This is a genomic window from Sphingomonas telluris (genome assembly GCF_022568775.1).
GTDB classification, from domain to species: domain Bacteria; phylum Pseudomonadota; class Alphaproteobacteria; order Sphingomonadales; family Sphingomonadaceae; genus Sphingomicrobium; species Sphingomicrobium telluris.
This window is the reverse complement of the sequence record NZ_JAKZHW010000002.1, coordinates 760,169-786,948: the sequence shown is the minus strand read 5'-3', so window position 1 is coordinate 786,948 and position 26,780 is coordinate 760,169. Positions and strand designations below refer to the sequence as shown.

24 protein-coding genes and 1 tRNA gene are annotated in these 26,780 nt (G+C 63.8%); 3 read left to right on the top strand and 22 right to left on the bottom strand.

Features of this window, described 5'->3' with window-relative positions:
- Nucleotides 1-12: 12 nt before the first annotated feature.
- The 14 genes from LZ016_RS14930 to LZ016_RS14865 form a co-directional block, all read right to left on the bottom strand.
- On the bottom strand, nucleotides 13-1,176 hold the full coding sequence (locus LZ016_RS14930) for a Gfo/Idh/MocA family protein (protein ID WP_241448261.1): 1,164 nt from the start codon (nucleotides 1,174-1,176) through the stop codon (nucleotides 13-15).
- On the bottom strand, nucleotides 1,173-2,207 hold the full coding sequence (locus LZ016_RS14925) for an SMP-30/gluconolactonase/LRE family protein (protein WP_241448260.1): 1,035 nt from the start codon (nucleotides 2,205-2,207) through the stop codon (nucleotides 1,173-1,175). Before LZ016_RS14925 ends, LZ016_RS14930 begins: the two co-directional genes overlap by 4 nt.
- Nucleotides 2,204-2,860, bottom strand: a complete 657-nt coding sequence (eda, locus tag LZ016_RS14920; RefSeq protein WP_241448259.1) for a bifunctional 4-hydroxy-2-oxoglutarate aldolase/2-dehydro-3-deoxy-phosphogluconate aldolase — start codon at nucleotides 2,858-2,860, stop codon at nucleotides 2,204-2,206. Before eda ends, LZ016_RS14925 begins: the two co-directional genes overlap by 4 nt.
- Nucleotides 2,857-3,840 carry a sugar kinase gene (locus tag LZ016_RS14915; protein ID WP_241448258.1) on the bottom strand — a complete coding sequence of 328 codons (984 nt, stop codon included), beginning with the start codon at nucleotides 3,838-3,840 and terminating at the stop codon, nucleotides 2,857-2,859. The genes eda and LZ016_RS14915 overlap by 4 nt, the downstream gene beginning before the upstream one ends.
- Complete coding sequence (locus LZ016_RS14910; protein WP_241448257.1) at nucleotides 3,837-5,315, bottom strand: mannitol dehydrogenase family protein; 1,479 nt, start codon at nucleotides 5,313-5,315, stop codon at nucleotides 3,837-3,839. Before LZ016_RS14910 ends, LZ016_RS14915 begins: the two co-directional genes overlap by 4 nt.
- Nucleotides 5,312-6,712, bottom strand: a complete 1,401-nt coding sequence (uxaC, locus tag LZ016_RS14905) for a glucuronate isomerase (RefSeq protein ID WP_241448256.1) — start codon at nucleotides 6,710-6,712, stop codon at nucleotides 5,312-5,314. The genes LZ016_RS14910 and uxaC overlap by 4 nt, the downstream gene beginning before the upstream one ends.
- Entirely contained in the window at nucleotides 6,709-7,920 is a 1,212-nt protein-coding gene (gene manD, locus LZ016_RS14900) for a D-mannonate dehydratase ManD (RefSeq protein ID WP_241448255.1), read from the bottom strand. Before manD ends, uxaC begins: the two co-directional genes overlap by 4 nt.
- 61 nt (nucleotides 7,921-7,981) lie before the next feature.
- The gene (locus LZ016_RS14895) at nucleotides 7,982-9,178 is read right to left on the bottom strand and encodes an MFS transporter (protein WP_241448254.1); all 1,197 of its coding nucleotides are present in this window, start codon (nucleotides 9,176-9,178) and stop codon (nucleotides 7,982-7,984) included.
- A complete protein-coding gene (locus tag LZ016_RS14890; RefSeq protein WP_241448253.1) occupies nucleotides 9,171-10,271 on the bottom strand; it encodes a LacI family DNA-binding transcriptional regulator in 1,101 nt (366 codons plus the stop codon). The genes LZ016_RS14895 and LZ016_RS14890 overlap by 8 nt, the downstream gene beginning before the upstream one ends.
- 3 nt (nucleotides 10,272-10,274) lie before the next feature.
- Nucleotides 10,275-11,777, bottom strand: a complete 1,503-nt coding sequence (locus tag LZ016_RS14885) for a tryptophan halogenase family protein (protein ID WP_241448252.1) — start codon at nucleotides 11,775-11,777, stop codon at nucleotides 10,275-10,277.
- Nucleotides 11,774-12,805: a cupin-like domain-containing protein gene (locus LZ016_RS14880; protein ID WP_241448251.1), complete on the bottom strand. Its 1,032-nt coding sequence runs from the start codon at nucleotides 12,803-12,805 to the stop codon at nucleotides 11,774-11,776. Before LZ016_RS14880 ends, LZ016_RS14885 begins: the two co-directional genes overlap by 4 nt.
- Nucleotides 12,798-13,514 (bottom strand): SapC family protein, encoded by a 717-nt coding sequence (locus tag LZ016_RS14875; RefSeq protein ID WP_241448250.1) that lies wholly within the window; start codon nucleotides 13,512-13,514, stop codon nucleotides 12,798-12,800. The genes LZ016_RS14880 and LZ016_RS14875 overlap by 8 nt, the downstream gene beginning before the upstream one ends.
- Nucleotides 13,511-15,076: a tryptophan halogenase family protein gene (locus LZ016_RS14870; RefSeq protein ID WP_241448249.1), complete on the bottom strand. Its 1,566-nt coding sequence runs from the start codon at nucleotides 15,074-15,076 to the stop codon at nucleotides 13,511-13,513. The genes LZ016_RS14875 and LZ016_RS14870 overlap by 4 nt, the downstream gene beginning before the upstream one ends.
- Nucleotides 15,077-15,186: 110 nt before the next feature.
- The gene (locus tag LZ016_RS14865) at nucleotides 15,187-18,222 is read right to left on the bottom strand and encodes a TonB-dependent receptor (protein ID WP_241448248.1); all 3,036 of its coding nucleotides are present in this window, start codon (nucleotides 18,220-18,222) and stop codon (nucleotides 15,187-15,189) included.
- A 571-nt stretch (nucleotides 18,223-18,793) separates the two neighbouring features.
- Between LZ016_RS14865 and LZ016_RS14860 the strand changes: the two genes are divergently transcribed.
- The gene (locus LZ016_RS14860; protein WP_241448247.1) at nucleotides 18,794-19,612 is read left to right on the top strand and encodes a hypothetical protein; all 819 of its coding nucleotides are present in this window, start codon (nucleotides 18,794-18,796) and stop codon (nucleotides 19,610-19,612) included.
- 182 nt (nucleotides 19,613-19,794) lie between these two features.
- On the opposite strand, the gene LZ016_RS15775 is transcribed toward LZ016_RS14860, so the two are convergent.
- The 4 genes from LZ016_RS15775 to LZ016_RS14845 all read right to left on the bottom strand — a co-directional run bounded on the left by LZ016_RS15775 (nucleotide 19,795) and on the right by LZ016_RS14845 (nucleotide 23,626).
- Nucleotides 19,795-20,100, bottom strand: a complete 306-nt coding sequence (locus LZ016_RS15775) for an energy transducer TonB (RefSeq protein WP_366512944.1) — start codon at nucleotides 20,098-20,100, stop codon at nucleotides 19,795-19,797.
- Nucleotides 20,101-21,055: 955 nt separating this feature from the next.
- On the bottom strand, nucleotides 21,056-21,961 hold the full coding sequence (locus LZ016_RS14855) for an NAD-dependent epimerase/dehydratase family protein (RefSeq protein ID WP_241448246.1): 906 nt from the start codon (nucleotides 21,959-21,961) through the stop codon (nucleotides 21,056-21,058).
- On the bottom strand, nucleotides 21,958-23,001 hold the full coding sequence (gene obgE, locus LZ016_RS14850; RefSeq protein WP_241448245.1) for a GTPase ObgE: 1,044 nt from the start codon (nucleotides 22,999-23,001) through the stop codon (nucleotides 21,958-21,960). The genes LZ016_RS14855 and obgE overlap by 4 nt, the downstream gene beginning before the upstream one ends.
- Nucleotides 23,002-23,038: 37 nt before the next feature.
- Nucleotides 23,039-23,626, bottom strand: coding sequence for a TetR family transcriptional regulator (locus LZ016_RS14845; RefSeq protein WP_241448244.1), 588 nt, complete (start codon nucleotides 23,624-23,626; stop codon nucleotides 23,039-23,041).
- A gap of 27 nt (nucleotides 23,627-23,653) precedes the next feature.
- On the opposite strand from LZ016_RS14845, the gene LZ016_RS14840 reads away from it, so the two are divergent.
- On the top strand, nucleotides 23,654-24,532 hold the full coding sequence (locus tag LZ016_RS14840) for a metal-dependent hydrolase (RefSeq protein ID WP_241448243.1): 879 nt from the start codon (nucleotides 23,654-23,656) through the stop codon (nucleotides 24,530-24,532).
- On the opposite strand, the gene LZ016_RS14835 is transcribed toward LZ016_RS14840, so the two are convergent.
- The 4 genes from LZ016_RS14835 to hspQ all read right to left on the bottom strand — a co-directional run bounded on the left by LZ016_RS14835 (nucleotide 24,529) and on the right by hspQ (nucleotide 26,541).
- Nucleotides 24,529-25,080: a GNAT family N-acetyltransferase gene (locus LZ016_RS14835; RefSeq protein ID WP_241448242.1), complete on the bottom strand. Its 552-nt coding sequence runs from the start codon at nucleotides 25,078-25,080 to the stop codon at nucleotides 24,529-24,531. The genes LZ016_RS14840 and LZ016_RS14835 overlap by 4 nt on opposite strands.
- 174 nt (nucleotides 25,081-25,254) lie before the next feature.
- Nucleotides 25,255-25,527 (bottom strand): 50S ribosomal protein L27, encoded by a 273-nt coding sequence (gene rpmA / locus LZ016_RS14830; protein ID WP_241448241.1) that lies wholly within the window; start codon nucleotides 25,525-25,527, stop codon nucleotides 25,255-25,257.
- 34 nt (nucleotides 25,528-25,561) lie between these two features.
- Nucleotides 25,562-26,071, bottom strand: coding sequence for a 50S ribosomal protein L21 (rplU, locus tag LZ016_RS14825; protein ID WP_241448240.1), 510 nt, complete (start codon nucleotides 26,069-26,071; stop codon nucleotides 25,562-25,564).
- A 92-nt stretch (nucleotides 26,072-26,163) separates the two neighbouring features.
- Nucleotides 26,164-26,541, bottom strand: coding sequence for a heat shock protein HspQ (gene hspQ, locus LZ016_RS14820; RefSeq protein ID WP_241448239.1), 378 nt, complete (start codon nucleotides 26,539-26,541; stop codon nucleotides 26,164-26,166).
- Between the two features lie 117 nt (nucleotides 26,542-26,658).
- Here hspQ and LZ016_RS14815 point away from each other — a divergent pair.
- Nucleotides 26,659-26,748, top strand: a tRNA-Ser gene (locus LZ016_RS14815).
- The last annotated feature ends 32 nt before the right edge of the window (nucleotides 26,749-26,780 follow it).

Genomic DNA, 26,780 nt, shown 5'->3' with positions numbered 1-26,780 from the left:
CTTTGTCGAAGCCTATGCCTTCGGCAGATCCACCACCGCAGCCGGATCCACGGGCCGCCGGAAGCCGTAGTTGGTTGCGACGCTGGCGCCGCCCTTCGCTGCCGACTCCATGATCGCCATCATCAGCCGCATGTCTTGCAGGCCTTCCTCGGCGGTCGAGACCATCGGCGCCTTCCCGCGCACGACGTCCGCTATCCAGTCCATCTCGCGTGCGAACTGGTCGATCTCGCGGATTTCCGGCGTGGCGACCTTGGTACCGCCGAGCGTCAGGCGATTGCCGCTGTAGAAGCAGCCCGGATCGGCGGTGATCTTCCCGTTTTCGCTCTGCACCTCCCACGACATGGTCGCGGCATAGTTGAACGAGGTCGATCCGGTCGCGATCGCACCCGACGGGAAGCGGGCCTGCCAGGAGTAAAGGTCGACCACGTCGCGGAAGCGCGGGTCCGATTTGTCGGTCTGCGACCAGGCCTGAATCTCGGTCGGCTCCTCGTTGAGCAGATAGCGGGCGCCATTCACGCCGTAGATCCCCATGTCGGTCAGCGCTCCGCCCGACTTCATCATGTCGAGCCGCCAGGCATCCGACGGGTCGGACGGGTCGGCCTGGCGGCCCATGACCGTGGAGACGACGCGCGTCTTTCCGAGCTCTCCCGACCGCAGCAGCCGCATCCCCGCGAGATTGAGCGGCTCGTAATGACAGCGGTAGGCGATCATCAAGTGCCGGTTCGCGGTCCGGGCGGCAGCAATCATCCGCTCGGCATCGCCGATGGTCGTGGCCATCGGCTTTTCGCACAGGACGTGCTTGCCGGCCTTCAGCGCGCGGATCGTATATTCGGCGTGCATGAAGTTCGGCAGCACGATGTAAACGACGTCGATGTTCGGATCCGACGCGATCCTGTCGTAGTCGGCATAGGTGTATACGGAGCGCGGCGAGAGCTTCTGCTCTTCCGCGATGCGATGCGCCTTTTCGGGATGGCCACTCACCACCGCGGCGAGCCGCGCACTGCGGCAATTGCGAAAACCCGGGATGATCTGGTTGAGCGACAGCTTGCCGAGGCCGACGACCGCGACGCCGACCGTGGCCTTGCCGGTCATCGCCTGGGCCTTTGCGACCGAGGGCAGCAGCGCCGCGCCGACGCCCGCTCCGATCAATCCGCGCCGGGAAACATCCATCGTCATGGCTTGGTCCTCCTGCCGGGGATTGCCGGCATCCTCACCGGCGCTCCGTGAACATTGGTCCGCAGTGAAAGCACCTGGTCGGACGCGGTCATAAAGAGCGTGCGTCCGTCCGCGCCGCCGAACGTGCAGTTGGAGATCGCCTTGTCGTGACCGATCAGGCCGATCTCGCGCCCCGAGGGGCTGAGTACGTGCACGCCGCCCGGTCCGGTCGCCCAGAGATTGCCCCGCTCGTCGACCGTCATTCCGTCGGGGAGGCCGGGCTTCCCGGCCTTGGCTTGGGCAGTGAAATCGGCGAACAGCCGACGCGACAAGATCTTGCCGCCGGTCCCGAGCTTGTACGCCATGATGACGGCTTTTTCCGGGTCCGAGCTGGAGACGTAGAGGGTCCGGCCGTCCCGTGAGAAGGCCAGTCCGTTCGGGAAAGTCAGGCGGGAAACGATCAGCGTCACCCGTCCGTTGCGGTCGAGGCGATAAACGCCGTTGAAGCGCTGCTCCTTGAGCGGCGAGGCGTCGAGGCCTTCAAGGCCGTAAGGCGGATCGGTGAACCAGATCGCGCCGTCCGGGCCCGCGGCGACATCATTCGGGCTGTTGAGCCGCTTGCCCGCGTATCGCTCGGCGAGGATGCGCTTGGCGTGCGTCTTCAGGTTTAAGAGGGCGACACCGCGATTGCCCTGATCGGCCAGGATGATGAAGCCTGCCGGTCCGCGCTTCAGCCCGTTCGATCCGGGTTCGCGGAAGCCCTTCGTCTCGCTGCCGCCGGACGGCTCCAGGAACAGCGTCTGGCCCCCATCCGCCGACCAGCGGTGAATGCGATTGTTGGGGACGTCGCTGAAGAGCAGGTAGCCGCCGTCTTCCGGGATCCAGACCGGACCTTCAGACCATTTCAGCCCGTTGGCGATAATGGTCGGTGTGCTGCCTTCGGGAACGAGGCTCTGGAATGCGACCGAGTTCACGGAAGGCGCCGCGGTCGCCGGCGCTACGGCCATGGCGCTCAGTAGAAGGCCCGCACACAGTCCCTTGATGCCTCTCATGCTGCCCCTCCCGAATTTGGTTTGAATGACGCAGCGCGCCGTGCCGCTGCCTCGATGGAATTGAGATCCGGCGGGCCGCTTGGAACGAGCCAGCTGCCGCCGACGCAAAGCACCTGAGGAAGCGCGAGCCATGAAGGTCCGGTCGCCTCGCTGACCCCGCCGGTTGGACAGAAGCGGACGTTGGCGAAAGGCGCCGACAGCGCCTTCAGCGTGGGGATGCCACCCGAAGTCTCCGCAGGGAAGAATTTGAAATGGCTGAGCCCCAGGTCGAGCCCGCGCATGATGTCACCGGCCGTGGCGACGCCGGGCAGGAACGGGATGCGTCGAGCCACGGCTCTTAAAGTAAGCGGCTCTGTCAGTCCGGGAGAGACCGCGAATTCGGCACCTGCCGAAATCGCGTCATCGAGCTGGCTCGCGTTCAGCACCGTGCCGGCACCGACGATCGCGCCGTCGACGCCGCGCAGACCCTCAATGATCTTGAGCGCCGCGGGCGTGCGCAGTGTGACTTCCAGAACGCGCAGTCCGCCTGCAACCAGGGCCTCCGCGATCCCGCGTGCTCCACTCGGATCATGCAACGTCAGGACCGGAATGACGGGCGAAACCCGCATGATCTCGCCGATCGAGGCAGCGGAACTCGCGCGAACCCCCTTCATCGCCGAACGTCGCCCGGCGAGAAGGGATTGAAGGATTCCAGCTCTTCCCGCGTGCCGATCCAGCGGTCGCCAGCGATCCCGTGCTTCGATATGGCTGCGGCCAGCCCGAAGTTGGCGCATTCCTCGAGCGAAGCGCCTCGCAGGATTCCATCAATGACTGCCCCCGCGAACGCGTCGCCGGACCCGATGCGATCGACGACACAACCGAGGGATGCGCCGTTCGTCTCGTGCGCCTGCTCACGCGTCGCGATCCGCACCGACAGGCGCTGCTGCTGCAAGAGGCGCTGGGTCGAGGCGATCAGCGTGAGCCGGTCGAACGTGCCGAACGCCGATTGGGTCGCTTGAGCGATCTCGCAGCCGAGCGTGCGCGCCAGGTCGCGCGGGCTTGCGAACAAATAGTCCGTCAGAGCCATGACGTCCCGGACCCGAGCGAGTTCGGATTTGGAACGGCCCTCCCAAAGCGAGGCGCGGTGATTGACGTCGAACGATATGGCGACGCCCGCACTTGCCATGGTCTTGACGGCATCTAGCGCGGCCTCCGCTGCAATGTCGCCGAGTGCCAGATCGATGCCTGACAGATGAAACCAGCTCGCGTGTCCGACCAGCGCCGACCAGTCGAGGAGATTGGCATTCTGCGCGAAGGCAGACCCCCCGCGGTCGTAGATGATCCGCCCCGCAGCGCCTCCACCTTCGAGGAAGTAAAGCCCCTGACGCCCTTCGGCGCGAACGGAATGCGAGGTACCAATACCGACGCGGCGAAGCTCGGCTTCGCACTGATGGCCGAGCGACGAGCGGGCCAAAACCGTGACCATCTGCACCGAGTGACCGAGTTGGGCAAGCAGAGCACCGACATTCGCCTCAGACCCGCCAATGTGGGCATCAAACCTTTGTGCGTTGACAAGCTTTGTACCGCGTTCTGCGCTCAGGCGGAGGAGAACCTCTCCGAAGCAAAGGATCGAGCCAGGCTGGTCCACACTCATCGACCAGCCCCTAGGAAGCGTTCGGTTGCCGCCTTCGCGCCCAGCCGCTGGAAGGCGTCGAGATGGCTTGCGACCTGCGAGACGAAGGCATCGTCACGTGCCAACCGCGGAGGGAAGATGGCCTCCAGTCCGAGCATTGCTGCGGCAAGTTCCTTAGGATCGGTTATAGAGACGGAGAGCCGAGCCGTTGTGGACGCCAAGGGATCCTCGACCCTGAAGTGTCCTCCGCAGTCGCTTCGCCCAGATTGGCACCGGATCCAGGCAGCGATCGCAAACGCGACGGTCGCGTAAGGGCGGCCACGATCAATGAGCTCGAGCGCCGGACCGACCAGGCGCTGCGGAAGCTTCTGCGAACCGTCCATGGCGATCTGCTGCAGCCGATGGCCGAGCGCCGAGTTCCCGAACCGCTTCATGAGTGTTCGTCGGTACTGACCGATATCCAGGCCAGGAGACGTGCTCAGCGTGGGACTGACTTCATCCCAAAGCCGTTCTACAAGCCCCCTTCCCCACGGCTGCGCGACGAAGCGATCCACCGTCGTGATGCTGGCGAGAACACCAACGTAAGCCATGGTCGAGTGCGCGCCGTTCAGCAGTCGAAGCTTGGCCTGTTCCCAGGGCGCGATATCGTTGGCGATCTGCGCGCCGGCTGCTTCAAAATCCGGCCGCTCGCCCGCGAAGCGGTTCTCTATCACCCATTGAGAGAAGGGCTCCGTACGCACCGTCGCGCAATCGGTCGCGCCGATATGCGCGGAGATGGCCTCGATGTCCGCCTCGTGCGTCGCGGGAACGATCCGATCGACCATGGTTGCGGGGAAGGCGCAATTTTGCCTGATCCAGTCAGCACCTGACCGGTCGTGCGCACCAGCAATCTGCGTCACACTCGACCGAAGCTTGGGACCGTTAGCCGCGATATTGTCGCACGAGATGATCGTAAGAGGCGGAAGTCCCCGGCGGCGGCGCTCCAGCAAGCCTGCAGCGAGAATGCCCGGCATGGTCGTCGGTGCATCGAGGCTTGCCATGTCCGAAGCGACTGCATTGTCGTTCACGGCAAGCGCTCCGGAGGCGTCGAGCTTGTAGCCTTTTTCCGTGACTGTCACCGTCACGATCTTCACTACAGAAGAAGCGATGCCGGGGACGAGACGCGAAGGGTCTTCCGGCGCTACCAAGGCGCCGCGCATCACATCGATGACGCTGATGTCGCGAACATCGCCGTCATCGATTGCCAGCGTGTACAGGAAGTTCTGCGGCGCAAGAATGTCTCTCACTGAAGGCGATTGGAGGGATGCGCCGATGACGCCCCACCGGAGATCGCCCTGTTCCGCCAGCGCCTGGAACAAGGGCGCCTGATGCGCGCGATGAAAGGCGCCGAGCCCGATATGAAATACGCCGGTCTTGAGCGCGCTACGGTCGTATTGCGGCCTCCGCACGTTCGTCGGGAGGTCGGCCAGCGTCGCGTTTGAAAGCCGCGGCCTCATAGCTTGAATGCCGCCTTCACGAGATCGTACGCCAGTTGGTGTGCGACTTCATACGCTTCGTCTTCATCCAGACGATGTTCGGCCACCATGCGCGCCAAGAAACCGCAGTCCATCCGCCGAGCCATGTCGTGGCGCGCCGGGATGGACAGGAACGCGCGCGTGTCATCGATGAAGCCGACCGTATTGTAGAAACCCGCGGTTTCGGTCGCCTGTTCGCGAAAACGGCGCATCCCTTCGGGACTGTCGTGGAACCACCAGGGGGGACCCAGCCGAAGCGCCGGGTAGTGACCCGCCAGCGGCGCAAGTTCGCGCGAGTAGGTCGTTTCGTCGGGCGTAAACAGAATGACCGTGAGCCGCGCGTCATTCCCGAAGCGGTCGAGCAACGGCTTGAGGTTGCGCACATATTCGGTTGCGACTGGAATGTCCGCGCCCTTGTCGCGTCCGAAGCGGTCGAGCAGCTGCGGATTGTGGCTGCGATACACGCCCGGATGGATCTGCATGACCATGCCATCCTCCACGCTCATCCGCGCCATCTCGGTCAGCATTTGTCCGCGGAAGAGCTCGGCATCGGCGGCCGCAAAACCGCCGCCGAATATCTTCGCGTAGAGCGCCTCGGCCTGCTCGCGCGGCAAGTCCGCCGTAAAAGGCGTTGGATGACCGTGATCCGTGGAAGTCGCGCCCGCCTCTCGGAAGAAAGCGCGGCGGCCCTCGTGAGCGCGAAGGTAGCCGGCGTGGGTGGAGACGTCCTCGCCGGTGAGTTCACCGAATTCTCTGAGATTATCTGCAAAGCCCGGATATTCCGGATCTATCACCGGGTCCGGGCGATAGGCCGTGATCACCCGGCCCTTCCACCCTGACTCGCGAATGGCGCGGTGCTGTTCGAGGGTATCCAGCGGACTCTCGGTGGTCGCCAGCACCTCGATCTTGAAGCGGTCGAACAGGGCGCGCGGCCGGAACTCCGCCGTACGCAGCGCTGCGTCGATCGTGTCGTAATAAAGATCGGCGGTCTCTGCCGACAAACGTACGTCGAGGCCGAAGATCTCAGCGAAGACCCAGTCGAGCCACATGCGCGACGGAGTGCCCCGAAAGAGCTGGTAGTTCTCGGCGAAGCAGCGCCAGGCTTCTCGCCGATCGGGCTGCGCGGGTGGAACGCCGAGGTGCTCGAGCGGAACGCCTTGGCTGTAGAGCATCCGCAGCAAATAATGGTCGGGAATGATCAGCAGCTCGGCCGGGTTCGCGAATGGTTCGTTCGTTGCGAACCACGCCGGATCCGTGTGCCCGTGCGGACTGACGATCGGGATATCTCGAACGCTTTGGTAGAGGCCCCGCGCAATTGACCGCGTGCGCTCCTCGGCCGGGAACAGCCGGTCCGGATGAAGAGTGAGCTTCCGGCTCACCAATTGTACATCGTCCCGTCTTCCAGCCGATTCACTGGAAGGTAGGCGCGCTTGTATTCGTAGCGAGCGGCGAGTTCTTCGTTCACGTCCACGCCAAGACCTAGTGCCTCGCCCGGATGCATGGCGCCATTCGCGAACGTGTAGGCGTGCGGAAAGACTGCGTCCGTCTCTTCCGTGTGCCGCATATATTCCTGGATGCCGAAGTTCGGGACCGACAGGTCGAAGTGCAGCGCGGCGGCCATCGAGATGGGCGACAGGTCGGTGGCGCCGTGGCAGCCGGTGCGGACGTTGAACATGTCTGCGAAGGCTGCGATCCGGCGAAGGTGCGTGATCCCGCCGGCGTGCACCGCCGTCGCGCGGATGTAGTCGATCAGCTGCTCCTGGATCAGCAGCTTCGCGTCCCAGATGCTGTTGAAGATCTCTCCGACCGCGAGCGGTGTCGTCGTGTGCTGCCTGACGAGCCGGAAACTCTCCTGATTGTCGGCAACGACCGCGTCTTCCATCCAGAATGGGCGATACGGCTCGAGGTCCTTGCCGAGCCGGGCAGCTTCGATCGGCGTCAGGCGGTGATGCACGTCGTGCAGCAGATGCACGTCCCAGCTGAGCGCGTCGCGGGCAGCGGCGAACAGGTCCGGCACCGAGCGGAGATACTTCTCGGTCGACCAAACATTCTCGGTCGGAAGATCGGCATCCGCTGGCTCATAGAAGTAGCGATCCTTCGAAACCCCGTAGGTCGAGGCGAGTCCCGGCACGCCGCTCTGCAATCGGATCGCCTTGTAGCCTTGCGTCTTATATTCGAGCGCCGCTTCGACGGTTTCAGCAACCGTGCTTCCGTTCGCATGGCCGTAGACCATCACGCCCTGCCGTGAGGCCCCACCGAGCAGCTGATAAAGCGGCAGCCCGGCGACCTTCCCCTTGATGTCCCATAGAGCCATGTCGACCGCGGCGATGGCGGACATGGTGACCGGTCCGCGTCGCCAGTACGCGCCGCGATAGAGGAACTGCCAGATGTCCTCGATGCGATGCGGATCGCGGCCGATCAGGCATGGGATGACATGGTCCTGTAGATAGGATGCCACGGCCAGTTCGCGGCCGTTCAGCGTCGCGTCGCCGACGCCGCGAACGCCGTCGCTGGTTTCGATGATGAGCGTAACGAAGTTGCGGCCGGGGCACGTAATGACAACCCGCGCTCGCTCGATCGTACTCATACCTCAATCCCTAATGTGAGCGCTAACATCTGCCAAGGCGGATCGACACTGTTGGTGAACATCATGCGGCGGTGATCGGCTGCCCGGACCGCATGTCGAACCTAGCATCGCCGCGCACCATCAGCAGGCACAAGGCAGCAAGCGCCATGAGCACGGCGAGGACGACGAACAGCATTCCGAAGCCGTGGCCGGGAATGACTAGGATCGTCAGCACGGGCGCGATGAGCGCGGGGAATGTATTCGTCAGGTTGAGGATGCCCATGTCCCGGCCGCGTCGGACCGGCGAAGGCAGCACCTGCATGGCGTAGGCGTTGTGCAACGCGAGGAAAATGCCGACGCTGCACTCGAAGATCGCGTAGCCCAGCATGGCCGTGCGCGTCTCGGTCTGCATCGCCATGATCATGAGACCTGCGGCAGCCAAGAGCACGGTTGCTACGAGGAAAGGCTTGCGCGGCCCAATCCGGTCCGAAAGCCTTCCGAGCCCGATGGTCAAAGGAAAGGCGATGCTGAGCGTCGTCGCCGACAGGACCGCGACATCCGATTGCGCGATCGGACTGGGCAGGCTCCTGAAAAAGAACAGCAGGAAAGCGAACAGCACCGCCCCTGCGACCTGGACGATAAGTCGCGCGATCCAAAGCAGTGCGAAATCGACCTTCAGCTGCCTTGCCCGGTCCTGTCGAACCGGCGCGGACGGCTCTACCGCCGGTACGCGCCGCAGAAGAAGTAGCGGCATCGTCAGGGAGACGATCAGCAGGCAGAGAATGCTGAACTGCACGCGCTCCCCGGCGAATTGCGTCGCCAGCACGCCGGCAATGGCGCCGATCGGAGGTCCGGCCGCAAGCCAGCCGCCGAGGAAGCCCTTCTCCTCGTCAGGCACGACGTCCGCCGCCCAGGCAGTCAGCGGCGACAGCAGCATGTTGAGCGCCAATTGGTAGAAGACGATCGCGCTCACGATTTCGAAAAGCGACGATGCGAAATACATTAGGACATAGCTGACGATCGTGAGGCAGAGGCCCGCGGCTGCCCAGATTCGGCGAGTGCCCACCAGGTCGCTTGCCCAGCCGAAGGCGACGTTGCCGATACTCGCAGCGATCGCGCCCGCGAAGGTTGCGGCGCTCAGCCATTGAATGGCGGAATCGCCGGCGATGGCCCAGATCCGCGCAGGGAAGATCAACGTCAGCAGCGGCGCATAAGCGACCACGCCTCCAGCGTTCGCCAGCGCGAACAGGATGAGGAATGTCCGCCGCCGGTCAAGCACGTTGCGGTGGCGGCGCGGTCGAGCCGCGCACGATGAGATCGAAGGGCAGGATGTCTGGGCCGGACTCGCGGTCGGTCTTGCCGCCGTTGATCAGGAGCTGCGCCGCACGCGCCGTCATCTCCGAGATCGGCTGGCGAATAGCAGTGAACGAGGGCGCGCTGAACTTCACGATGGGCGTATTGTCGAAGCTGACGATCGAAAGGTCGTCGGGAACCGAAAAGCCCTCGGAATTGGCGACTTCGAGAGCAGCCAAGGACATTTGATCGCCGCTGGCGACTATTGCGGTCGGGCGGTCCGCCAGTGCCAGCAGGCGTTGCGCCGATTCGATGCCCGACTGGTACGTGAAGTCGCCCCTTGCGACGAGGGAATCGTCAGCACCCAAGCCGGCTTTGGCCATGGCGTCACGATATCCCTTCAGACGGGCAGCGCTAAGCGCGTACTCATCGCTCCCGGTGATGTAAGCGATGCGTCGATGACCAAGCGCCACCAGATGGTTCACGGCGGCAGCCGCTGCAGCCGCGTCGTCCATGGCGATGGCGAACCCCGGCCCTGGTCCAGCCGATCCGATCCGCGCGAAGGGGATGTGCTTTTCGGTCAGGAGGTGGCGAATGATCGGGTTATCGCCGTGCGGGGGCGTCAGGATCACACCGTCCGGGTGGATGGCCCCCAGGGCCGACGTCAGCTCGCGTTCCACGTTCGAACTGTGCGTGTCGACCAGCTCGAAGATCATGCGATAGCCGTGCTTCGCGCATTCCAGCATGCCGCCGAGAAGCATCTGGTCGACCCAGTCGGTACCGTCGCCGGACCGCCAGCCTTCGATGGTACGATCGCGGTCGTTCAGCGCGAGCAATAGGTAAGACCGCTTGCCGGCCATGCGCCTTGCGGCGAGGCTGGGGACGTAGCCGAGCTTTTCGATCGCTGCGTTGACGCGCTCGACGATGGCAGGTCGTACGTTCGGTCCCTTGTTGATCACGCGGGAAACGGTTTGCAGAGAGACGCCGGCTTCGGCGGCGACATCCTTGATCGTGGCCGACTTCGGGCGCTTGCCGCGCTTCTCGTCTACCGACACCTTTGCCGTCGCCCCGTCGTTCACGGGCTATGCGGCCGCCGCGCGAGACGTGGCGCAATAGCGTGACACGTAGGCTTCATGGTCCGGAAGCGACGCGACGGTGCGCGCGACGGTTTCGCGGATCGTCGCGAGGAGCTTCGCCAGCTCTTCGTCGGACAGCTTCTCGGCAATCGGGTGATAGGATCGTGGCGTGATGCCCTGCCCCATCATCACCTGCACCCAACTGTTCTCGACGAACAATTCGTCATTCTTGCGGAAGACGAGGCCGGTCTCGCGGAACAGCTCCATCTTCTGCTCGAGCGTGTCCGGAATCGGCATGTCGCGGCAGTACCGCCAGAAGTCGCTGTCGTCCCGTTCGGTCGCTTTATAGTGCAGGATCAGGAAGTCGCGGATCTGCACCATGTCCGTGATTTGCTGATCGTTGAATTCATTCACGTCGCGCTCGCTGATCTCGCGTAGCGGAAGCATGCGGATGATGCGCAGCACGGCGCGCTGGATCAGGTGGATGCTGGTCGATTCCAGCGGCTCCATGAAGCCGCCCGACAAACCGACCGCGACGCAGTTCCGGTGCCACTGCTTCTGCCGCATGCCGGCACCGAAGCGCAGGATGTTCGCCTTCGTGAGCACCTCGCCTTCGACGTTGGCGAGGAGGCGCTCCATCGCCGCGTCCTGCTCGCGATAGCGGCTGCACCAGACGTAACCGTTGCCCACGCGGTGCTGCAGCGGAATGCGCCACTGCCAGCCAGCGTCGTGCGCGATCGCGCGGGTGTAAGGCACCGCCGGACCGACGCTCTCCGTCTGCACCGCAATGGCGGAATCGCATGGCAGCCAATGGGTCCAATCGTCATGTCCGACGCCTAAAGTCTGACCGATCAGCAGCGCTCTGAATCCGGTGCAGTCGAGGAAGAGATCGCCTTCGATCCGCGTGCCGTCCTCCAGCAGCAGTGCAGCGATGTCGCCCTTCTCGCCGTCCAGCTCGACATCGGCGATCTTGCCTTCTACGCGCTTGCAGCCGTCGCCTTCCGCCATGCCACGCAGGAATTTCGCATAGAGCGTGGAATCGAGCTGATACGCATAGTTCATGCGATCGTCGGGAAGGTGCGCGAACTTGCCCTCCCGCGCCGCGATCAGCTCCAGGCAATAATCGTCGTAGGACTCGTGATGTCCCTTCTCCAGGCCGTAGAGCCAGAAGTGCTGGAAACCGGCGGACCAATGGTCCTTCCCCGTCAGGCCGAACGAATGGAAGTAGCGGTGGCCGACGTCCTTCCAATGATCGAATAGAATGCCGAGCTTGAAGGTAGCGTTGGTCGCCCGCATGAATTCGGCTTCGTTGATGCCGAGCAGGCGGTTGTAGGTCACCAGCGGCGGGATGGTAGACTCACCGACGCCAATCGTCCCGATCGCGTCGGACTCAATCAAGGTGAGGTCGACAACCTTCCCCAAGGTGCGCGCGATGGCGGCAGCCGCCATCCAGCCGGCGGTTCCGCCGCCAGCGACGACGATACGGCGAAGCCGGTGCTCGCCGCTCATCGGCTAAGCTGCCTCAACAGGAAACTGCGGATGCGCGATGCCGTCTCCGTCGTCAGAGGGCCGAGCACTCCGCGGCCCTTCTCCGGAATGTGGGCCGTAACCTCCTCAGGCTTTCCGAACACGTAATAGTCGAACAGCTCGCGCCAGTGCGCCTTTTCGCCTTCGGGCAGGTCGCGGATGGAGAGCATGGCGTGATTGAGCGCATCCTGCGGCTGGCCGAGCCAGCGCGGCGTCTCGCGCCACCAATAATTCACGAGGATGTTGAAGCGATCGAGCCCTTCGACGTGATGGTACCACATGGAGGGGATGTAGAGCGCGTCGCCTGCATCGAGCTCTGCCACCTGCGCATACTTCAGCGCCTCGCGGAATCGCGGGTGCGCGGCGAAGTCCGGATTGTGCAGGTCGGCCATGCTGACGGCGCGCCCCGCCGGCGTATTGTCGATCGGCCCGAGGTAGAGGTTTCGGAACTGGTCGGGCGGAAAGAGCGTGAAGCGCCGTCTGCCGACCGCGACGCAGGCCAGGTTCTGCGGGAAGTCGTTGTGCGCCGCGATCCGCGTTCGCGTCCCGATCCAGATGCTGGCTAGACAATCGCGCTTGCCGAGGTCGACGTGATTGGCCTCGTGAAGCCCGTCGAAGAAATCGTGCATGTCTATGGAGGCGAGATAGATCGGCGGTGGGTCGGCCTGGTCCTCGGCCGCATCGATCTGCGCGAAGATCTCGGGAAGCTTCGCGCGCACCGTGCGGAAGTTCATCTGCATCGCATCGTCGTAGAACAGGCGCCCGCCCGTGCCCGGTTCGCCAATAGACACGGTGAATTGCGCGTTGCGGCGCTTGCGCAGCAGATATTCGCGCGCCTCGCGGCCGGACTTCTTGCCGGCTTCCACCAGTGGCCAGTCGGATACGAGGCTGCGCACGACGAAGGGCTTGGTCGCATTCCGGAGCTGCTCGTCGAGAGCGGGGGCGTCCGCAATCGAAATTTCCTCGATTGGCGCGATCTGGCCGATGGCACCCGGATCAGCCTCAGCCATGGCCGATCTTCTTGTTCTTGCGCGCGATGAGAGCGGTCAGGTTGCTAAGCGATGCGACGGCCATGAAGATCGGCATCAGGTGGCCGTTCTCGTGCAGCTCACCCACCGCGTCGGCGTCGAGCACTTCAAGCCTCGCTTCGTCTATCGTGTGAAAGCCGACCAGCCGGTTCTTCGATCCGTCGTTCAGCGTCACCTCAAGGGTCATCGGCTCGAGCAGATCGTGCCGGCGTAGCGACGCGAAGAAGTCGGAAGAGGCCTGATACCCCTCGTGGAGAGCGCCAAGCTGGTCGGCGATGTTCTCGAGGAAAGGCGTGGGACGGCCATGCTCGTCGAAGACACGGACGCCTTCGCCCTTCCCGATGCGGCTGCTCGCCGTGTCGATATGGACCTGCCGCCCACCGCCCTCCTCGGCGGGCGTGCCGATCAGGAACGGCTGGATCTCCATGGCGAGCGGCCGGTAGCGCGCATCCCACTTCCCATCCTCGAGAAACAGGTTCTCGCCGGTTTCGAAACCGAAGATGGCCAGCGCGGTGAAGCTGTCGCGCTCCGGACTGAGCCGGAACAGGATCGGATATTCGTTCTGAACTCGGCGAAACTCGTCGGGCACGGTGACGCAGGACATGACTGCGTCGCCGAGATCCGCGTTGCGCTCGGTGCGGATGCGAAGGTCGCGGTGCGCTTCCGCCGTCAGGATTTCGTGCGTGCTCATTGGACTGTTCCCGCCGGCATCGGCTCATGCGCGGCGCGCAAGGCGTCGAGGTACGCGCGGTTCGTTGGAAGGGCCGACGATAATGCCCGTGAGCGATCGCTGACCGTCCGCAAGGCTCCGCTGAGGTCGGCCTGCGACGGCTCCGTTAGCGGGCCCAGTCTCGGCCCCGGATAACCCATGCCATAGAGCACGTACTGATAGCTGGCTGCGGGGAAAATCTCGTCCATCTCCGGCAAATCGAATGTCGACGGCGGCTGGTCGTGCCAGAGGCGCAGCAATTCGGCGAGGCGCTCCGGAATGGAATCCGCGCGGCGGTGATCCTGCCAATACGGCTCGGTTCGCTCGCTGAGTACATAGTGCAGCTTCAGGAATTCGATAATCCGGTCCCAGCGATAGGAGAACAGGCGATTGAAGCGCCCCGCGTGGATTTCCATCGTGTCGCGCGACGCCGGGAAGTTCTCGATCAGCGCGTTGAGCGAAAGCTCGATGAGGACGATGGCGGATGCTTCAAGCGGCTCGAGGAATCCCGCGGAGAGGCCAATGGCAAGGCAGTTGCGATGCCAGAAGGTCTGACGATGACCGGAACGGAATGTCAGGCGCCGGGGCGAAAGATCGTCGATGGACGCTCCAGGAGTGGAGCGCCGGATGTAAGCCTCGAGCGTCTCCGCCGCGGCTTCGTCGCTCATGTGGCTCGACGAATAGACGCAGCCGATACCGCGCCGGGTCGGAAGGCCGATGTCCCACAGCCAGCCCGCTGCGTGCGCGGTCCCGATCGTCTGCGAAGCGATCGCAATGCCCGGCGCCACGGGCACCTGCACTGCTAACGCTCGATCGTTGAACAACTGCGCGGAGCGATCGACGAATGGCACTCCGTAGCGATCGCCGATCAGCAGCGCGGAATGCCCCGTGCAGTCGAGGAACAGGTCGCCTTCGATCAGTCCGTTGTCGCGCGTACGCACTCCGGCGATGTCCCCGTTCCCGGCCATCTCCACTTCCGTGACATGGTCGCGGATGTGGCGGACCCCCAGCCGCTGGGTCGCGTGCCTGGTGAGCAGCGTGGCCAGCTTCGCGGCGTCGAGATGGTAGGCGTAATTCAGTGCGCCGGCATAATCCCGCATCGTCCTCTGCCGCGGCGCGAGGTCTAGCGCGCAGACTTTCGGCTGTGCGCAGACAGCCTCGGCGAAAGTGGCGCTCCGCGCATGGCGTTGCCAGGCCTCTACGGCTTCGCTGGGATCTCCGCCGATGGGCGCGACGAACGGATGGTAATAACGGTCGCCGGCTTCACCGGTGTGCCAACCATCGAACCGCGAGCCTTGCTTGAACGAAGCATCGCAGCTGACCAGGAACTCGGCTTCCGAGATGCCGATCCGCTCCAGCGTTCGCCTGATCGTCGGCCAGGTGCCCTCACCGACGCCAATGGTCGGGATGTCCGGGGATTCGACGAGCATGACTTCGACGCGACGCTCGGAAACAGGCCCGGCAGCGGCCGCGATGCTGCATGCGGAGAGCCATCCGGCCGTCCCGCCGCCTACGATCACAACCTTCGAAACTGCGGTTGTCACGCCCCGAATCCGTCCGCTCGGCCTGCCGCTCCCGCACCAAGCTCAACTGCTTGAGAAGCTATCCTCGCAGCAGGGTACCGTTTCCGCAAGGTCGCGGCATCCCTGTCGCGTCAGAAGGTAAAGCGGAAACCGCCTGACCATCTGGCATCGCCCGGCGATGCGAAGAACACGTTCCGGTCGGACCTGCGATGCCCCCTGCGGCCTTCGCCCGTCAGGTTGATGACCTCGATAAAGGCCGACAGCCCCTTGCGGAACTCGTAGCTCGCGCTGGCATCCACCTGTCCGTACTTTTCGATGTAGAACGGGTTGATGCCCGTTCCGGACAGGAACTCGTCGCGCCAGTTGTAGGCGATACGCGCCTGGAGCCCGTTCTTGTCGTAGAAGAGCACGGCGTTGGCACTGTCGCTGAGACCCGGCAGCGCGAACTGCGGCACGTTCCACGGCAGCGCGTTGTCGTACTTCGCGTCCCCGTTCACGATCGTATAGTTCAGGATGACGCCGAAGCCCGTGTCCCAGAAACTATGCTGAACCGCGAATTCCCAGCCGTGGATCTTGGCCTTCTGGTCGCTGTTGAACGGCGTGTTGATGACGAAGTCGACCAGCGGATCCTCGGGCAGGCCGAAGATGAGGATCTGCCCGTTCGGCGCCTGGGCCGAGCTGCCCGGATAGTTTTGGAAGATGTAGTTCCGGATCGCCGTTGCACTGGCGTCAGGTCCCAGTGCCGCGAGCGCAGCGTTGTAGCGCGGGCCTCCGACCGGCGTGTGCAGGTCGAACGCCGGCGTGTGGACCTGCGTCGAAGAGATGAAGTTGCTGACGTTCTTGTGGAAATAGCCGATCGAGACGTAGCTTTCGGGCCCGTAGTACCACTCCGCCGAGAAATCGATGTTCTTCGACTTGTACGGAAGCAGGCCCGGGTTGCCCTGGCTGCCGGTGCCGCCGCCTACTCGGAACAAGGTGTCGATCGTCCGGCCGCCCTGAAGGCTCGCATAGTCTGAACGGGTGATTGTGTGGCTGTACGAAGCGCGCAGCTTCACGTTGTCCATCGGCGACATGTCGAAGTCGACCGACGGCAGCCACTCCTTGTAGGAGCCCTTGAATGTCGTGAAGTCGCTGTCGCCGCTGTAGGTGACGTTGAACTCATTGTCCGCGACCCACTGGGTACCAGAGGGGATCGGGACCAACGCCGAAGAGTCGACCTTCGTCTTCTCGTAGCGCAGGCCCGCCACAAGGTGCGCAGGGCGCGTCAGCAGGTCGAACGTGTTGTTCAGCTGGATATACGGCGCGAACGTCCGCTCCTTCGTGCGCCGGTCGACCGTGAACTCCGCGAGGCAGTTACCGTCACCGCCGCAGACTCCGTAGAGGCTGTCGATCAGGTCGACCATCCGCTCGAAGTCCCAGGAGTAGAAGCTCTGGACCATGCTCGGATCGTTGTGACCCGACACGCCGTCGAACTTGTCCGGCAGAGTGACCAGCCGGAAGATGTCGTCGGGAATGTCGGTCGCGGGTCCGGCACCGCCCCAGGTGTCGTGCTGCAGGAAGCCGTAGGCGGAGCGGATCTTGTTCTCGGTGTACGAGACTCCGAAATCGACGCTGTCGAGGAACGACGTGTCGAAATCGTAGCGCCCGGTCAGCTGACCCTGGTTGATCTCGTCCTTGAAGTAGGCGTTGCGGAAGGCATTGCCCGTCGGAGTGATCAGCGCCCTGTTCATCGGGTCGACGCCGGCAGCCATGTCGAACGAGATGATCGGCAGGTCGTGGTCGAAGTTGATCGTCTGGCTGGTCACGCCGAAGATCGCCGTGCCGACCGAAACGCTGGTGCCGTACTTGTTGGTCGGCTTCGATTCCGCCGTCGAATGATGGCCGTCCAGCGTCAGGGTCAGGTTGTCGATGCCCTTCCACTGCAGATTGCCGCCGAGCGACTTGTTGACGGTGCGGTTCGCCGTCAGCGCGCCGCTGTAGGACAGGTCCTTGCCGATGTTGCAGGTCGAGTTCGGCGCGACGCAGCCCGGATCCGGCGGCGTGAAGCGCTCCGTGTAGAACACGGGCCCGGCAACGGGACCGTCAGTCCACTCGCTGGACGTGTCTCCGTGATTGAACCAGATGCCGACGTTGGCATTCCGAACTTCGACCGTGTTGCGCGAATAGGTGTAGTCGATCGTGCCGACGAGATTGTCGACGGGCTCGAACTGCAGAACCGCCTGCCCGTTCACGCGCTTCCGGTCGATCTGGTTCAGGTCGTACGACGCGTTCTGAGGAACCTCGTAAACGTCGGTCGGACCAGGCCGATTGATAATGTTACCAAAACGTGGGTCGCCGGGCTGTGCGAGCGAGCCCCAATTGTTCTCGGAACCCAGGTATCCGTCGCGCCAGCCGACGTTCGCCTGGTTCGTGCTGGCCTTGCGCCGCTGGTAGGAACCGGTGACGAGAATGCCGACGCGATTGTCCATGAACGTGTCGCTGAAGATGCCGGAAATTTCCGGCGTCGGCGTCAAGTCGCCTTCGCGTGAGGTGTCGATGACACCCTTGACCGCGACGCTGCCGCGCATGCCCGTCTTGTCGAACGGACGCGGCGTGCGGATGTTGATGGTCGATCCGATACCGCCCGACGGAATGGAGGCGCGGCCGGTCTTGTAGACCTCGACTGCGGAAATGCCTTCCGACGCGATGTTTGCGAAGTCGAAGGAGCGCGACGACGGCGGGCTGGCGCCATCGCCCAGCGAGGACGTCGGCATCTGGCGTCCGTTAAGGGTTACCAGGTTGAATTCAGGGCCAAATCCGCGAACCGTGACAAACTGGCCTTCGCCGTTCGAACGGTCGATCGACACACCGGTGATGCGCTGGAGCGATTCCGCCAGGTTCGTGTCCGGGAACTTGCCGATGTCTTCGGCCGAGATCGCATCGACGACACCATAAGCATCGCGCTTGATGTCCATTGACGCGCGCAAGCTGGCACGGATGCCGGTGATGACGATGTCGCCTGCGGGCGCCTCGTCGGCAGGCGGAGACGGAGGTATCTCCGAATCGCCAGGTTGACCTGCAGTCGTCGCTGCATCCTGGGCCAGCGCAGTTCCCGGAACCGCTACCATCGCCAGTGCAGACACGCCAACCAACCAGTGCATGGGTGCACGAGCCGCCGAAGAACGCATTGATTTCTCTCCCCCTCAAACGTCGGCGCGGTCTCCCTACGCCCCGATATTGAGAACGTTCACTTTCATTGCGGCTGATGGAGTTGTCAAGCCCGCCGATCATGCGAAAGGCACACCGTGTGCTGGATGCAACAGTTAGGCGTTTGGCAGCCGGCTTCTGGCGGTGGAGGCAGTCACCTGCGAACTTTTCTCAGATGTTTGCCGTCCACTCCTAGCGTCCGCTTTCGACCCATACCTGCCATTAGCGAGCGTCTGGTTTCCGGACCCATTGCCTAGTTCAGCGCTCTGCAACCGCAGAATACGGCACCTTCAGAGCACACCTCCTTCGATCTGGAGCCGAACCCGAATGGCCCAGACGTGCATAAGTCTGAGCGGGAGCCTTGCTCCTACGATGACTTGCGGCGGTCGGTTCTTGGCTCGCTCCCTGGCTAGGAGCGGCAATCAACGAGCTAATGGCAGCAATGGGTGGAAAGCGGACGTTGCAATCCGTTTGCTTTTCCTCGCAATCCGACGTGTGAAAGAGTAAAGGCCGCTCGCGGGCCGCAAACTCGCTCAGCCCCGCACTTCCTCCTTGGATCATCGTCAGGAGAGAATGATGCGAAACTCCGGCAAGGCACGATCACTCAGTTCTATATTTGCAGCAGGCTGTGCGGTTATCGCGACCGGCGCGCAGGCTCGAACCATCGAGGCGACCTTTAGCGCGACCAACTTCTCGGATCCGCTCGGCATCGACAACGCCTACTTCCCACTCTCTCCGGGCACTACGCAAACCTACAAAGCCGAATCCATGGACGGCTGCGAAGTCGTCGTCACGACCGTCACGAGCGACACGAGGGTCATCGATGGGGTCACGACCCGCGTCGTTCGCGATACGGCCTATGAAAATGAAACCTGCACGACCGACGCCTCGGCGCTCGTCGAAGACACCCTCGATTATTACGCCCAGGATGATGACGGCAATGTCTGGTACTTCGGCGAGGACACTTATAATTGCGCCCTCGGCACCTGCCCGCTCGGCGAAGGTTCATGGATTGCCGGCGACAACCCGGTCGGTGCACTCCCCGGAATCATCATGCTCGCCCAACCTCGTTCGGGCGATACCTATTACCAGGAGCAAGCTGAGGATGTGGCCGTCGATCAGGCGACCGTGACGTCAACGAGCGTCACCGTGAAGCTCAAACGCGAAGACGCCTACCCGCCAGGAACGTTCACCAATTGCATCAAGACCAAAGAGTTCAGCAGCCTCGAAAAGGGGTCGACCGAGTTCAAGTATTATTGCCCGAACATCGGTAATGTCCTCGTCGAGGAACATCATGGCTCGGTACTGATTTCCGAGTTGACTGGGGGCGCCGATCCGTTGCGATTCCGAAGTGTTCAGGCAGCACACTAGATTAGCTCTGGGCGCGCGCGTTCCAGCCGCCCTAATGTCCGTTTTGGGTCGAAAGCTGCCATTAGCCGAAAGAGGCTGCTTGGCGCTGGTCTCCTGCACCACGACAGGGGCAAATGAGAAATCCCGCTAACCACGGTGATGATGCCCGCTTTCTAACGGCAGGAAAGGGTCGGAAACACGCTTCAGGTTGAGCGAAGAACCCAGCGGATTTCCTGGCGCACGGTGTCCGTCGTCAAGTTTCCTCCGCTGTCGCGAGCCGGAGTGAATAAGGCGCGACTTTGCAGAATTCGACAGCTCGCCTCGTCGAGCGTGCGCGAGCCGCTTGAGGAGGTGACGTCGCAGTTAGTCACAAGGCCTGTAACGCCTACTGTCATCCTTACGCTCACAGAGCCCTGCTCCCTGCGTTCGAGCGCCGCGATCGGGTAGTCCGCTGAGCGAAACAAGCTCTGCAGATCGCCAGTCGCGCTGCGGGGTGGAACCTGCTCCATTACGGGCGGCGCCGAGGAAAGCTGCGATGGAAAGCTCGGCGCCGGCGGTAGGGGTGCAGCCGCGGGGCCGGCTACTGAGGGTGGAGCCTCAAACATGAGCGGGAACGGATCCGCTTTGGTCGGTGTCGGCGGCGCCACGACCGGCGGATCACTCATTCGCGCTTCCTTCGGTTTGGGCGGAGGGACCTCTGGCAGCGGCAGTTCTGGCGGCGGCTGCACCTCCTCGACGTTGAACGTCTTCAAGCCATCGTGCGCCTCATGGATTGGCGTGAAAGCGAGACCAGCGACGATGGCGTAACCGAGCGAGGCCTGGGTCAGCGCAACGATCGCAATCGCGAATGTTCGACTGGCGCCTATTGGTCTTCGTTGTGCGTAGGACACAAATCTTCCTCCGGCGGCGGCAGACCCCGGGAACAGTACGAGCGACACTTGAGGGGCCCGACAAGTCCGTCGAGCGCTGCACCGGCCAGTCAAGAAGATGCAGTCTCCACCTCCGCATCAACGCCCAACGGAGGGGTAGAGTTGCGACAGACCAATCCAGCGTGCGCTAGTCGGTGTCAGGAATGGGTGGAAGGCCGACGCCTTGGTCGTCGCAACTGAAGGTCGCGACCCTTGGGCAAACACACGGTGAAGTGGCGCTAGCCTTCTCCGCCCTCCTGGCGGTGATCCGCGGGTCGAGAGGCCTTACGCGCTCGCTTAGCCAGCTGTTTCTTTATCTCTCGAAAGTAGTTTTCCGGCTCAGCTTTTTCTTCGCTTCTGCGTCGTAGCGTTCCGCCAGCCCTAGAAGCGCAGCCCGCGTCTCGCTGCTCAGGGAAAGCAGGGCCTGCTGGCGACAAATGCGCGCCAAATCTTCGAAGTTCGAGGACATCTTGGGATCGTTCTTAACCCGAGACCCCAGTGCCTGACATTCAACTGCGTTATACTGGAATGCCCGGCCCGAGCGGGGGCGGCGTCGCTAAAGCCAGCCTTGCTCGCGGTACCAGCGAGCCGTCTCCTCCAAGCCCTCCCGGGTCGGGACAAGCGGTTGCCATAAGGCGGGCGGCGGCGCGCGATCCGGCGAGACCACCCAGTCCGGGTGGCAGAAATAGGCGACGCGGTCGGGCGTGAGCTTCGCCTTGTGGCGGCGGACCATCCGGTCGAGCCTGGAGCCCACGGCAAGCAGGAAACGCGGCGTCGATATTGTGCGCGCGGGCACTCCTACGGCCTTGCCGAGGGCAGCACCGAATTCGCGGTGGCTCCAGCCGCCGGGCCGTCCGTCATCGGGCTCGATGACGATCTTCTTCGGTGCGTCCGGCGCCGCGGCGGACAGGAGCAGCCGTGCGAGGTCGTCGACGTGGATCAGCGAGAGGCGACCCGCCGGCGGCATGAAGATCTGACCGCCGCGAGCCATCTTGAACAGCTCCAGCGTTTCCTTGTCGCCAGGTCCGTACACGGCCGGCGGGCGGACGATCACCCAGTCGAGGCCCGAGCCTTCGACGAGCTCTTCCGAGCGCGCTTTGGACGCACCGTATTGCGACAGCTTCGGCTCGCGTGCGGCGAGCGAGGATACGTGCACGAAGCGCTGGGCCCCCGCCGCCGTGGCCGCGGCCAGCATCGTCAGGGTTCCGGTGACGTTGCCTGCTTCGAAGCCTGCTGCATCCGGCGCGTTGATCACGCCGGCGACGTGGATGACCGCATCGGCGCTGGTGACGAGCCGCTCCAGGACGTCGCGGTTGCCGAGGTCGCCGTCGATCCACTCGACGCCGTCGGCCGGCTGTTGCGGGCGGCGGGTGAGGGCACGCACCTGATGCCCGCTTTGAACTGCGAGGGTGATGAGCCGCCGGCCGACGAATCCCGTGCCGCCCGTGACGGCTAGAATCATAGGGGAGACCAGGGCCGATCGCCTTCGGCCACTTCCTCCAGCGGCTCATCGGACGGCCCCAGCCGCTGGATGATGGCGTCGAGTAGCGGCTCCAGCCCCTCGCCAAGCGGGGCGGAGATGGGGAATGGCGTTGTGCCGGTAACGTCCGCGATTTCGGCCTTCAGCTCGCGAAGGCGCTCTTCGTCGACGAGATCGGCGCGGCTAAGTGCGATGACCTCGGGCTTGTCCTCCAGCCCTTCGCCGTAGGTTTCCAACTCTCCGCGAACGACGCGCCAGGCCTCGACCGGATCCTCGCCGGCGGCGTCCACAAGGTGCAGCAACAGCCGCGTGCGCTCGACGTGGCCGAGGAAGCGGTCGCCGATGCCGGCACCTTCCGCCGCTCCTTCGATCAGGCCCGGAATGTCGGCAAGCACGAACTCCGTGCCCTTGTGGCGAACCACGCCCAGCTGCGGCCGCAGCGTCGTGAAGGGATAGTCGCCGACCTTTGCCGACGCGTTCGTCACCGAATTAAGGAGGGTCGACTTGCCCGCATTCGGAAGGCCGACGAGCCCGGCATCGGCGAGCAGCTTCAGCCGCAGCCAGACCCACATCTCCTCGCCCTCAATGCCCGGCTGGTGCTGGCGAGGCGCGCGATTGGTCGAGGTCTTGTAGCTGGCATTGCCGCGCCCACCCATTCCGCCTTCGAGCAAGGTGACTCGCTGACCCTCAAGGGTCAGGTCGGCGAGAATCGTGCGATCCTCGTCGTCGGCGAGGAGCTGCGTGCCGACCGGAACCTTGATGACGAGGTCGGGCGCGTTGGCGCCGGTGCGGTTCGATCCCGCGCCGCCCGTGCCGCGCTTGGCCCGAAAGTGCTGGGTGTACCGGAAGTCGATGAGCGTATTGAGGCCCGGAACGGCTTCGAAAATGATGTCGCCGCCCTTGCCGCCGTCGCCGCCGTCGGGGCCGCCGAACTCGATGAACTTCTCGCGCCGGAAGCTCACGGCGCCGGGGCCGCCGGAGCCGGAACGGACGTAGATCTTGGCCTGGTCGAGAAAATGCATCGCAGGGAGTTAGGCGCGCGCGGCGCGGATTGCCACCTCAGGGGCGAGGATGCGCCGACTCCAGCTGGAACCGCAGGCGCTCCGCCGCGAGGCTCCGGGCGGCATCGCGGGGCAGGGCGAGGGCATCGGCGATCGATGCGCCGAGCAAGGAATCGCCCAGTGCGGCAAGCACGAGCCAAAGCGTCGTCTCGCCCACGTGATGCTCTTCGTGGCCGATGCTGAGCTGGGCGACCAAAGCGCGGATGGATTCGAGGATAGGGTCGAGGGCGTCGCGGTTGCCCGACAGGATCATCCAGGCGGCGAGCGCTCCGGCACCCTCACGGTCGAACGCGTCGAACGTGCCGTCGACGACTTCACGCGCTTCAGCCTCTCCTGCGCGTGCGCGGCCGACGGCTTCGGCGATGCTTCCGGTCACGCGATCGGCGATCGACCGGGCAAGCTCCGCCTGCAGTCCCGCGGCCGAGCCGAAGTGGTGAAGCAGATTGGCGTGCGTGCGCCCGACCTTCGCCGCCACGGCCTTGAGCGTGACGGCCTGCGGACCCTGTTCGAGGAGGAGGAGACGCGCGGCCTCCAGAGCGACGGAACGGCTCTCTTCGGAGTTCAGGCGTTTACGGCTTATTGACACTTGTGTAAGTTATTCTACCCTGAGCATATGGCTACGACGACTCTGCCTACACCCGCCGATCTGACGATCACTCCGCGCGACCGGAAGTTCGAGCGCGGAGCCCTCAGTCAACGTCTGTGGCACGGCGGCCGCGTCGAGGCCACTGCCATCTATAATGCGCTGTCGGCGACCTTCCCGGCCGGCGAGGCCTATTTCGTGGAGAGCGTCCGCGCCTTCCGCGAGGGAACGCCGCCCAAACTTGCCGCTGAGATCAAGGCCTTCACGACGCAGGAGGCGATCCATAGCCGCGAGCACGATGCCTTCAATCGTCGAGCCGCGGACGCCGGCTACGATCTGACCGAGCTGGAAGAGCGCATCGAATATCGGTTGAGCTTCAGCCGCCAGCGGCCCCCGGTCGTCAGCCTCGCCGCCACCATGGCGCTCGAGCATTTCACGGCCATCCTCGCGCACCAGCTGCTCAAGAACCCGTCGCACCTCGAGGGTGCCGATGAAGAGGCGGCCAACCTTTGGCGGTGGCATGCGTGCGAGGAGATCGAGCACAAGGGCGTCGCTTACGACACCTGGCTGCACGCGACCCGCAATTGGCCGCGCAAGAAGCGCTGGAGCGTGAAGGCGAAGGTGATGCTCTTCGTCACCCGCAACTTCCTCGTCGATCGCACCCTGGGATCGCTGGAGTTGATGCGTCAGGACGGCGTGACGGGTCTGCGCGCCTGGTCGAAGCTGCTTTGGTACCTCTGGGTCTATCCCGGCATGTTCCGGAAGATCGCCGGTGCCTGGATCCACTTCTTCCTGCCGGGCTTCCACCCCTGGTCGATCGACGACCGCGACCTGCTGAGGCGGTACGAGGCGAGCGCCGCCGCGACCGCAGCGCCCGCCCCGCTCAAGAAGGTCCGTAACGCGTCCTAGGCGGCCAGCGCTTCGTCCTCCTCAATCTCTGCCGCATTGCTGAGGTCCAGCCGCAGCAGCCTCGCCTGCGCTTCAACGCCGCGCGCACAGCTCATGCGAGGCGCAGTGATGCCGATCGCTTCGAATCCGAGCTTTTCCAGGACCCGCGCCGACGCGGGGTTGTCGAGGAAGTAAGACGCCTCGAGGTTCTGGAGACGGAGCGCGCGGGCGATCTCGACCAGCGCGAGGCCGGCCTCAGTCGCATAGCCGAGCCCCCAGTAAGGCCGGGCGATCCAGTAGCCGAGCTCGACGGCGCCGGATGGGCGCCGGCCCAGGCCGCATGAGCCGACGAGATTGGGTTCGCCGTCCGTCCGCTCGAATATGAGGAAGGACGGCAGGATCGGGTCGCGGGGCTGCGCGAGAAAGGCCTCAGCGTCTCGCAGGCTATAGGGCCACGGAGCGGTCGCGAGATTGCGCACGATCATCTCGTCTGCAATCGCCGCGGCAAGTGCCGGGGCGTCTTCAGCCCAGCCGGGCCTCAGCAGCAGGCGTTCGGTTCTCGCAAACATCGTTCTTCTCCTCTGCGGCGCGCCATAGCGGCGCTCCGTGACTGTTTCGGGAGAAGATTTGGGCCTTTCAGAAACAAGAAAGGGAGAGGAGGGGGCTTCCCTCTTCTCCCTTTGAGATCCTGCTGGAACTCGGTGGGCTGCCCCCTCTCGGGATGGCCCTTTATCGACCTGTCCCTATGCGTTCGTCTCGGCTGCGTTCGGCATAATATGTACGTACTTGCGGCCGAGCTTGCCGTCGCGGAAGTTCACACAGCCGTCCGTAAGGGCGAAAAGGGTGTGGTCCTTGCCCATGCCGACGTTGGTGCCCGCGTGCCATTTCGTGCCGCGTTGACGAACGATGATGTTTCCGGCGCGCGCGCTCTGGCCGCCGAAGAGCTTCACGCCCAGGCGCTTGCTTTCACTGTCGCGACCGTTGCGGCTGGAACCGCCTGCCTTCTTATGTGCCATGACGTACTGCTACCTGAATTTCGTAAAGGTGGAATTACTTGGCCTTCGGGGCCTTCTTGGCTGCGGCCTTAGCAGGTGCAGCATCCTTTGTCGACGGCGCCTTGTCGGCCTTTGCCTTCGGCTCAGCCTTCTTGGCCGGAGCCTCGGCCGCCGGAGCCGCTTCCGCCTTCGCAGGTGCAGCAGCGGCCTTGGTCTCGGCCGGAGCGGCCTCAGCCTTGGGCTTCGCACCCTTGGAAGAGGCCTTCTGGTCGCCGATCGACACAATCTTCAGGATCGTGTGCTGCTGGCGATGGCCCTTCTTCCGGCGATAGTTGTGCCGACGGCGCTTCTTGAAGACCGTGACCTTCTCGCCCTTCGCCTGGGCGACGATTTCCGCGCCCACGATCAGGCCGGCAACCGGCTTCAGGTCCGCACCTTCCCCAGCGAGGAGAATGTCGGTGATGTCGATGCGGTCGCCGGCTTCCCCAGCGAGTTTCTCGACGACGATCTTGTCTCCGGCGGTGACGCGATATTGCTTACCGCCCGTGCGCACGACTGCGAACATTGGCTCACTTCTCTTGCAAAACTGGACGCGCGCCAAGGCAGGGCCCCCGCGCGAAAGCGTGCCGCCTATGGCAGCGGCTTCACGCTGTCAACCTAATGACGGTGCTCGGGGCGAAGTTCGTAGCGACCGCCTTCGTAGCCATTGAAATAGGCATCGAGGCCGGGATGGTCGACGGGCTCGTCTGTTTCGTCCGCAACCAGGTTCTGCTGGCTTACGTAGGCGATGTAGCTCTGCTCGGCATTCTCTGCGAGCAGGTGGTAGAAGGGCTGGTCCTTCGACGGCCGCAGCGCCTCGGGAATGGCCTCGTACCATTCCTCCGTATTCGCAAAGACGGGGTCGACGTCGAAGATCACGCCGCGGAAATCGAAAAGGCGATGGCGGACGACGTCCCCTATCGTGAAGCGCGCCTGCGGCAGCTGGGGGAGGATCGGGGTCGAGGTCACGTCCGTGAAACGTTCGGGATGCGTCATGGGTGCAATCTAGGGGTTTCGCGGCTGTCGACAAGGCGGCTAGGCAATCCCGATATGCGCTGCTAGAGGCCCCTCCGCCCAGCCGGCTTCGTTCCGGCCAGCGCCTTCAAACCCTGCGGAGAGGTGGCTGAGTGGTCGAAAGCACCGCACTCGAAATGCGGCGTACGGGCAACCGTACCGTGGGTTCGAATCCCACCCTCTCCGCCACGCACCAGGTCAACTAGTCTCTTCTCCTGAAC

Coding starts and splice junctions, on each gene's coding strand:
- LZ016_RS14875 (WP_241448250.1), bottom strand. CDS start 13,514: ATGAGCACGCACGAAATCCTGACGGCGGAAGCGCACCGCGACCTTCGC.
- LZ016_RS14930 (WP_241448261.1), bottom strand. CDS start 1,176: ATGACGATGGATGTTTCCCGGCGCGGATTGATCGGAGCGGGCGTCGGC.
- LZ016_RS14835 (WP_241448242.1), bottom strand. CDS start 25,080: ATGTTTGCGAGAACCGAACGCCTGCTGCTGAGGCCCGGCTGGGCTGAA.
- LZ016_RS14865 (WP_241448248.1), bottom strand. CDS start 18,222: ATGCGTTCTTCGGCGGCTCGTGCACCCATGCACTGGTTGGTTGGCGTG.
- obgE (WP_241448245.1), bottom strand. CDS start 23,001: ATGCATTTTCTCGACCAGGCCAAGATCTACGTCCGTTCCGGCTCCGGC.
- LZ016_RS14855 (WP_241448246.1), bottom strand. CDS start 21,961: ATGATTCTAGCCGTCACGGGCGGCACGGGATTCGTCGGCCGGCGGCTC.
- manD (WP_241448255.1), bottom strand. CDS start 7,920: ATGAGTACGATCGAGCGAGCGCGGGTTGTCATTACGTGCCCCGGCCGC.
- hspQ (WP_241448239.1), bottom strand. CDS start 26,541: ATGACGCATCCCGAACGTTTCACGGACGTGACCTCGACCCCGATCCTC.
- LZ016_RS14880 (WP_241448251.1), bottom strand. CDS start 12,805: ATGGCTGAGGCTGATCCGGGTGCCATCGGCCAGATCGCGCCAATCGAG.
- rplU (WP_241448240.1), bottom strand. CDS start 26,071: ATGTTCGCAGTCGTGCGCACGGGCGGTAAGCAATATCGCGTCACCGCC.
- LZ016_RS14885 (WP_241448252.1), bottom strand. CDS start 11,777: ATGAGCGGCGAGCACCGGCTTCGCCGTATCGTCGTCGCTGGCGGCGGA.
- rpmA (WP_241448241.1), bottom strand. CDS start 25,527: ATGGCACATAAGAAGGCAGGCGGTTCCAGCCGCAACGGTCGCGACAGT.
- LZ016_RS14915 (WP_241448258.1), bottom strand. CDS start 3,840: ATGAGTGTGGACCAGCCTGGCTCGATCCTTTGCTTCGGAGAGGTTCTC.
- LZ016_RS14925 (WP_241448260.1), bottom strand. CDS start 2,207: ATGAGAGGCATCAAGGGACTGTGTGCGGGCCTTCTACTGAGCGCCATG.
- LZ016_RS15775 (WP_366512944.1), bottom strand. CDS start 20,100: ATGGAGCAGGTTCCACCCCGCAGCGCGACTGGCGATCTGCAGAGCTTG.
- LZ016_RS14910 (WP_241448257.1), bottom strand. CDS start 5,315: ATGAGGCCGCGGCTTTCAAACGCGACGCTGGCCGACCTCCCGACGAAC.
- LZ016_RS14840 (WP_241448243.1), top strand. CDS start 23,654: ATGGCTACGACGACTCTGCCTACACCCGCCGATCTGACGATCACTCCG.
- eda (WP_241448259.1), bottom strand. CDS start 2,860: ATGAAGGGGGTTCGCGCGAGTTCCGCTGCCTCGATCGGCGAGATCATG.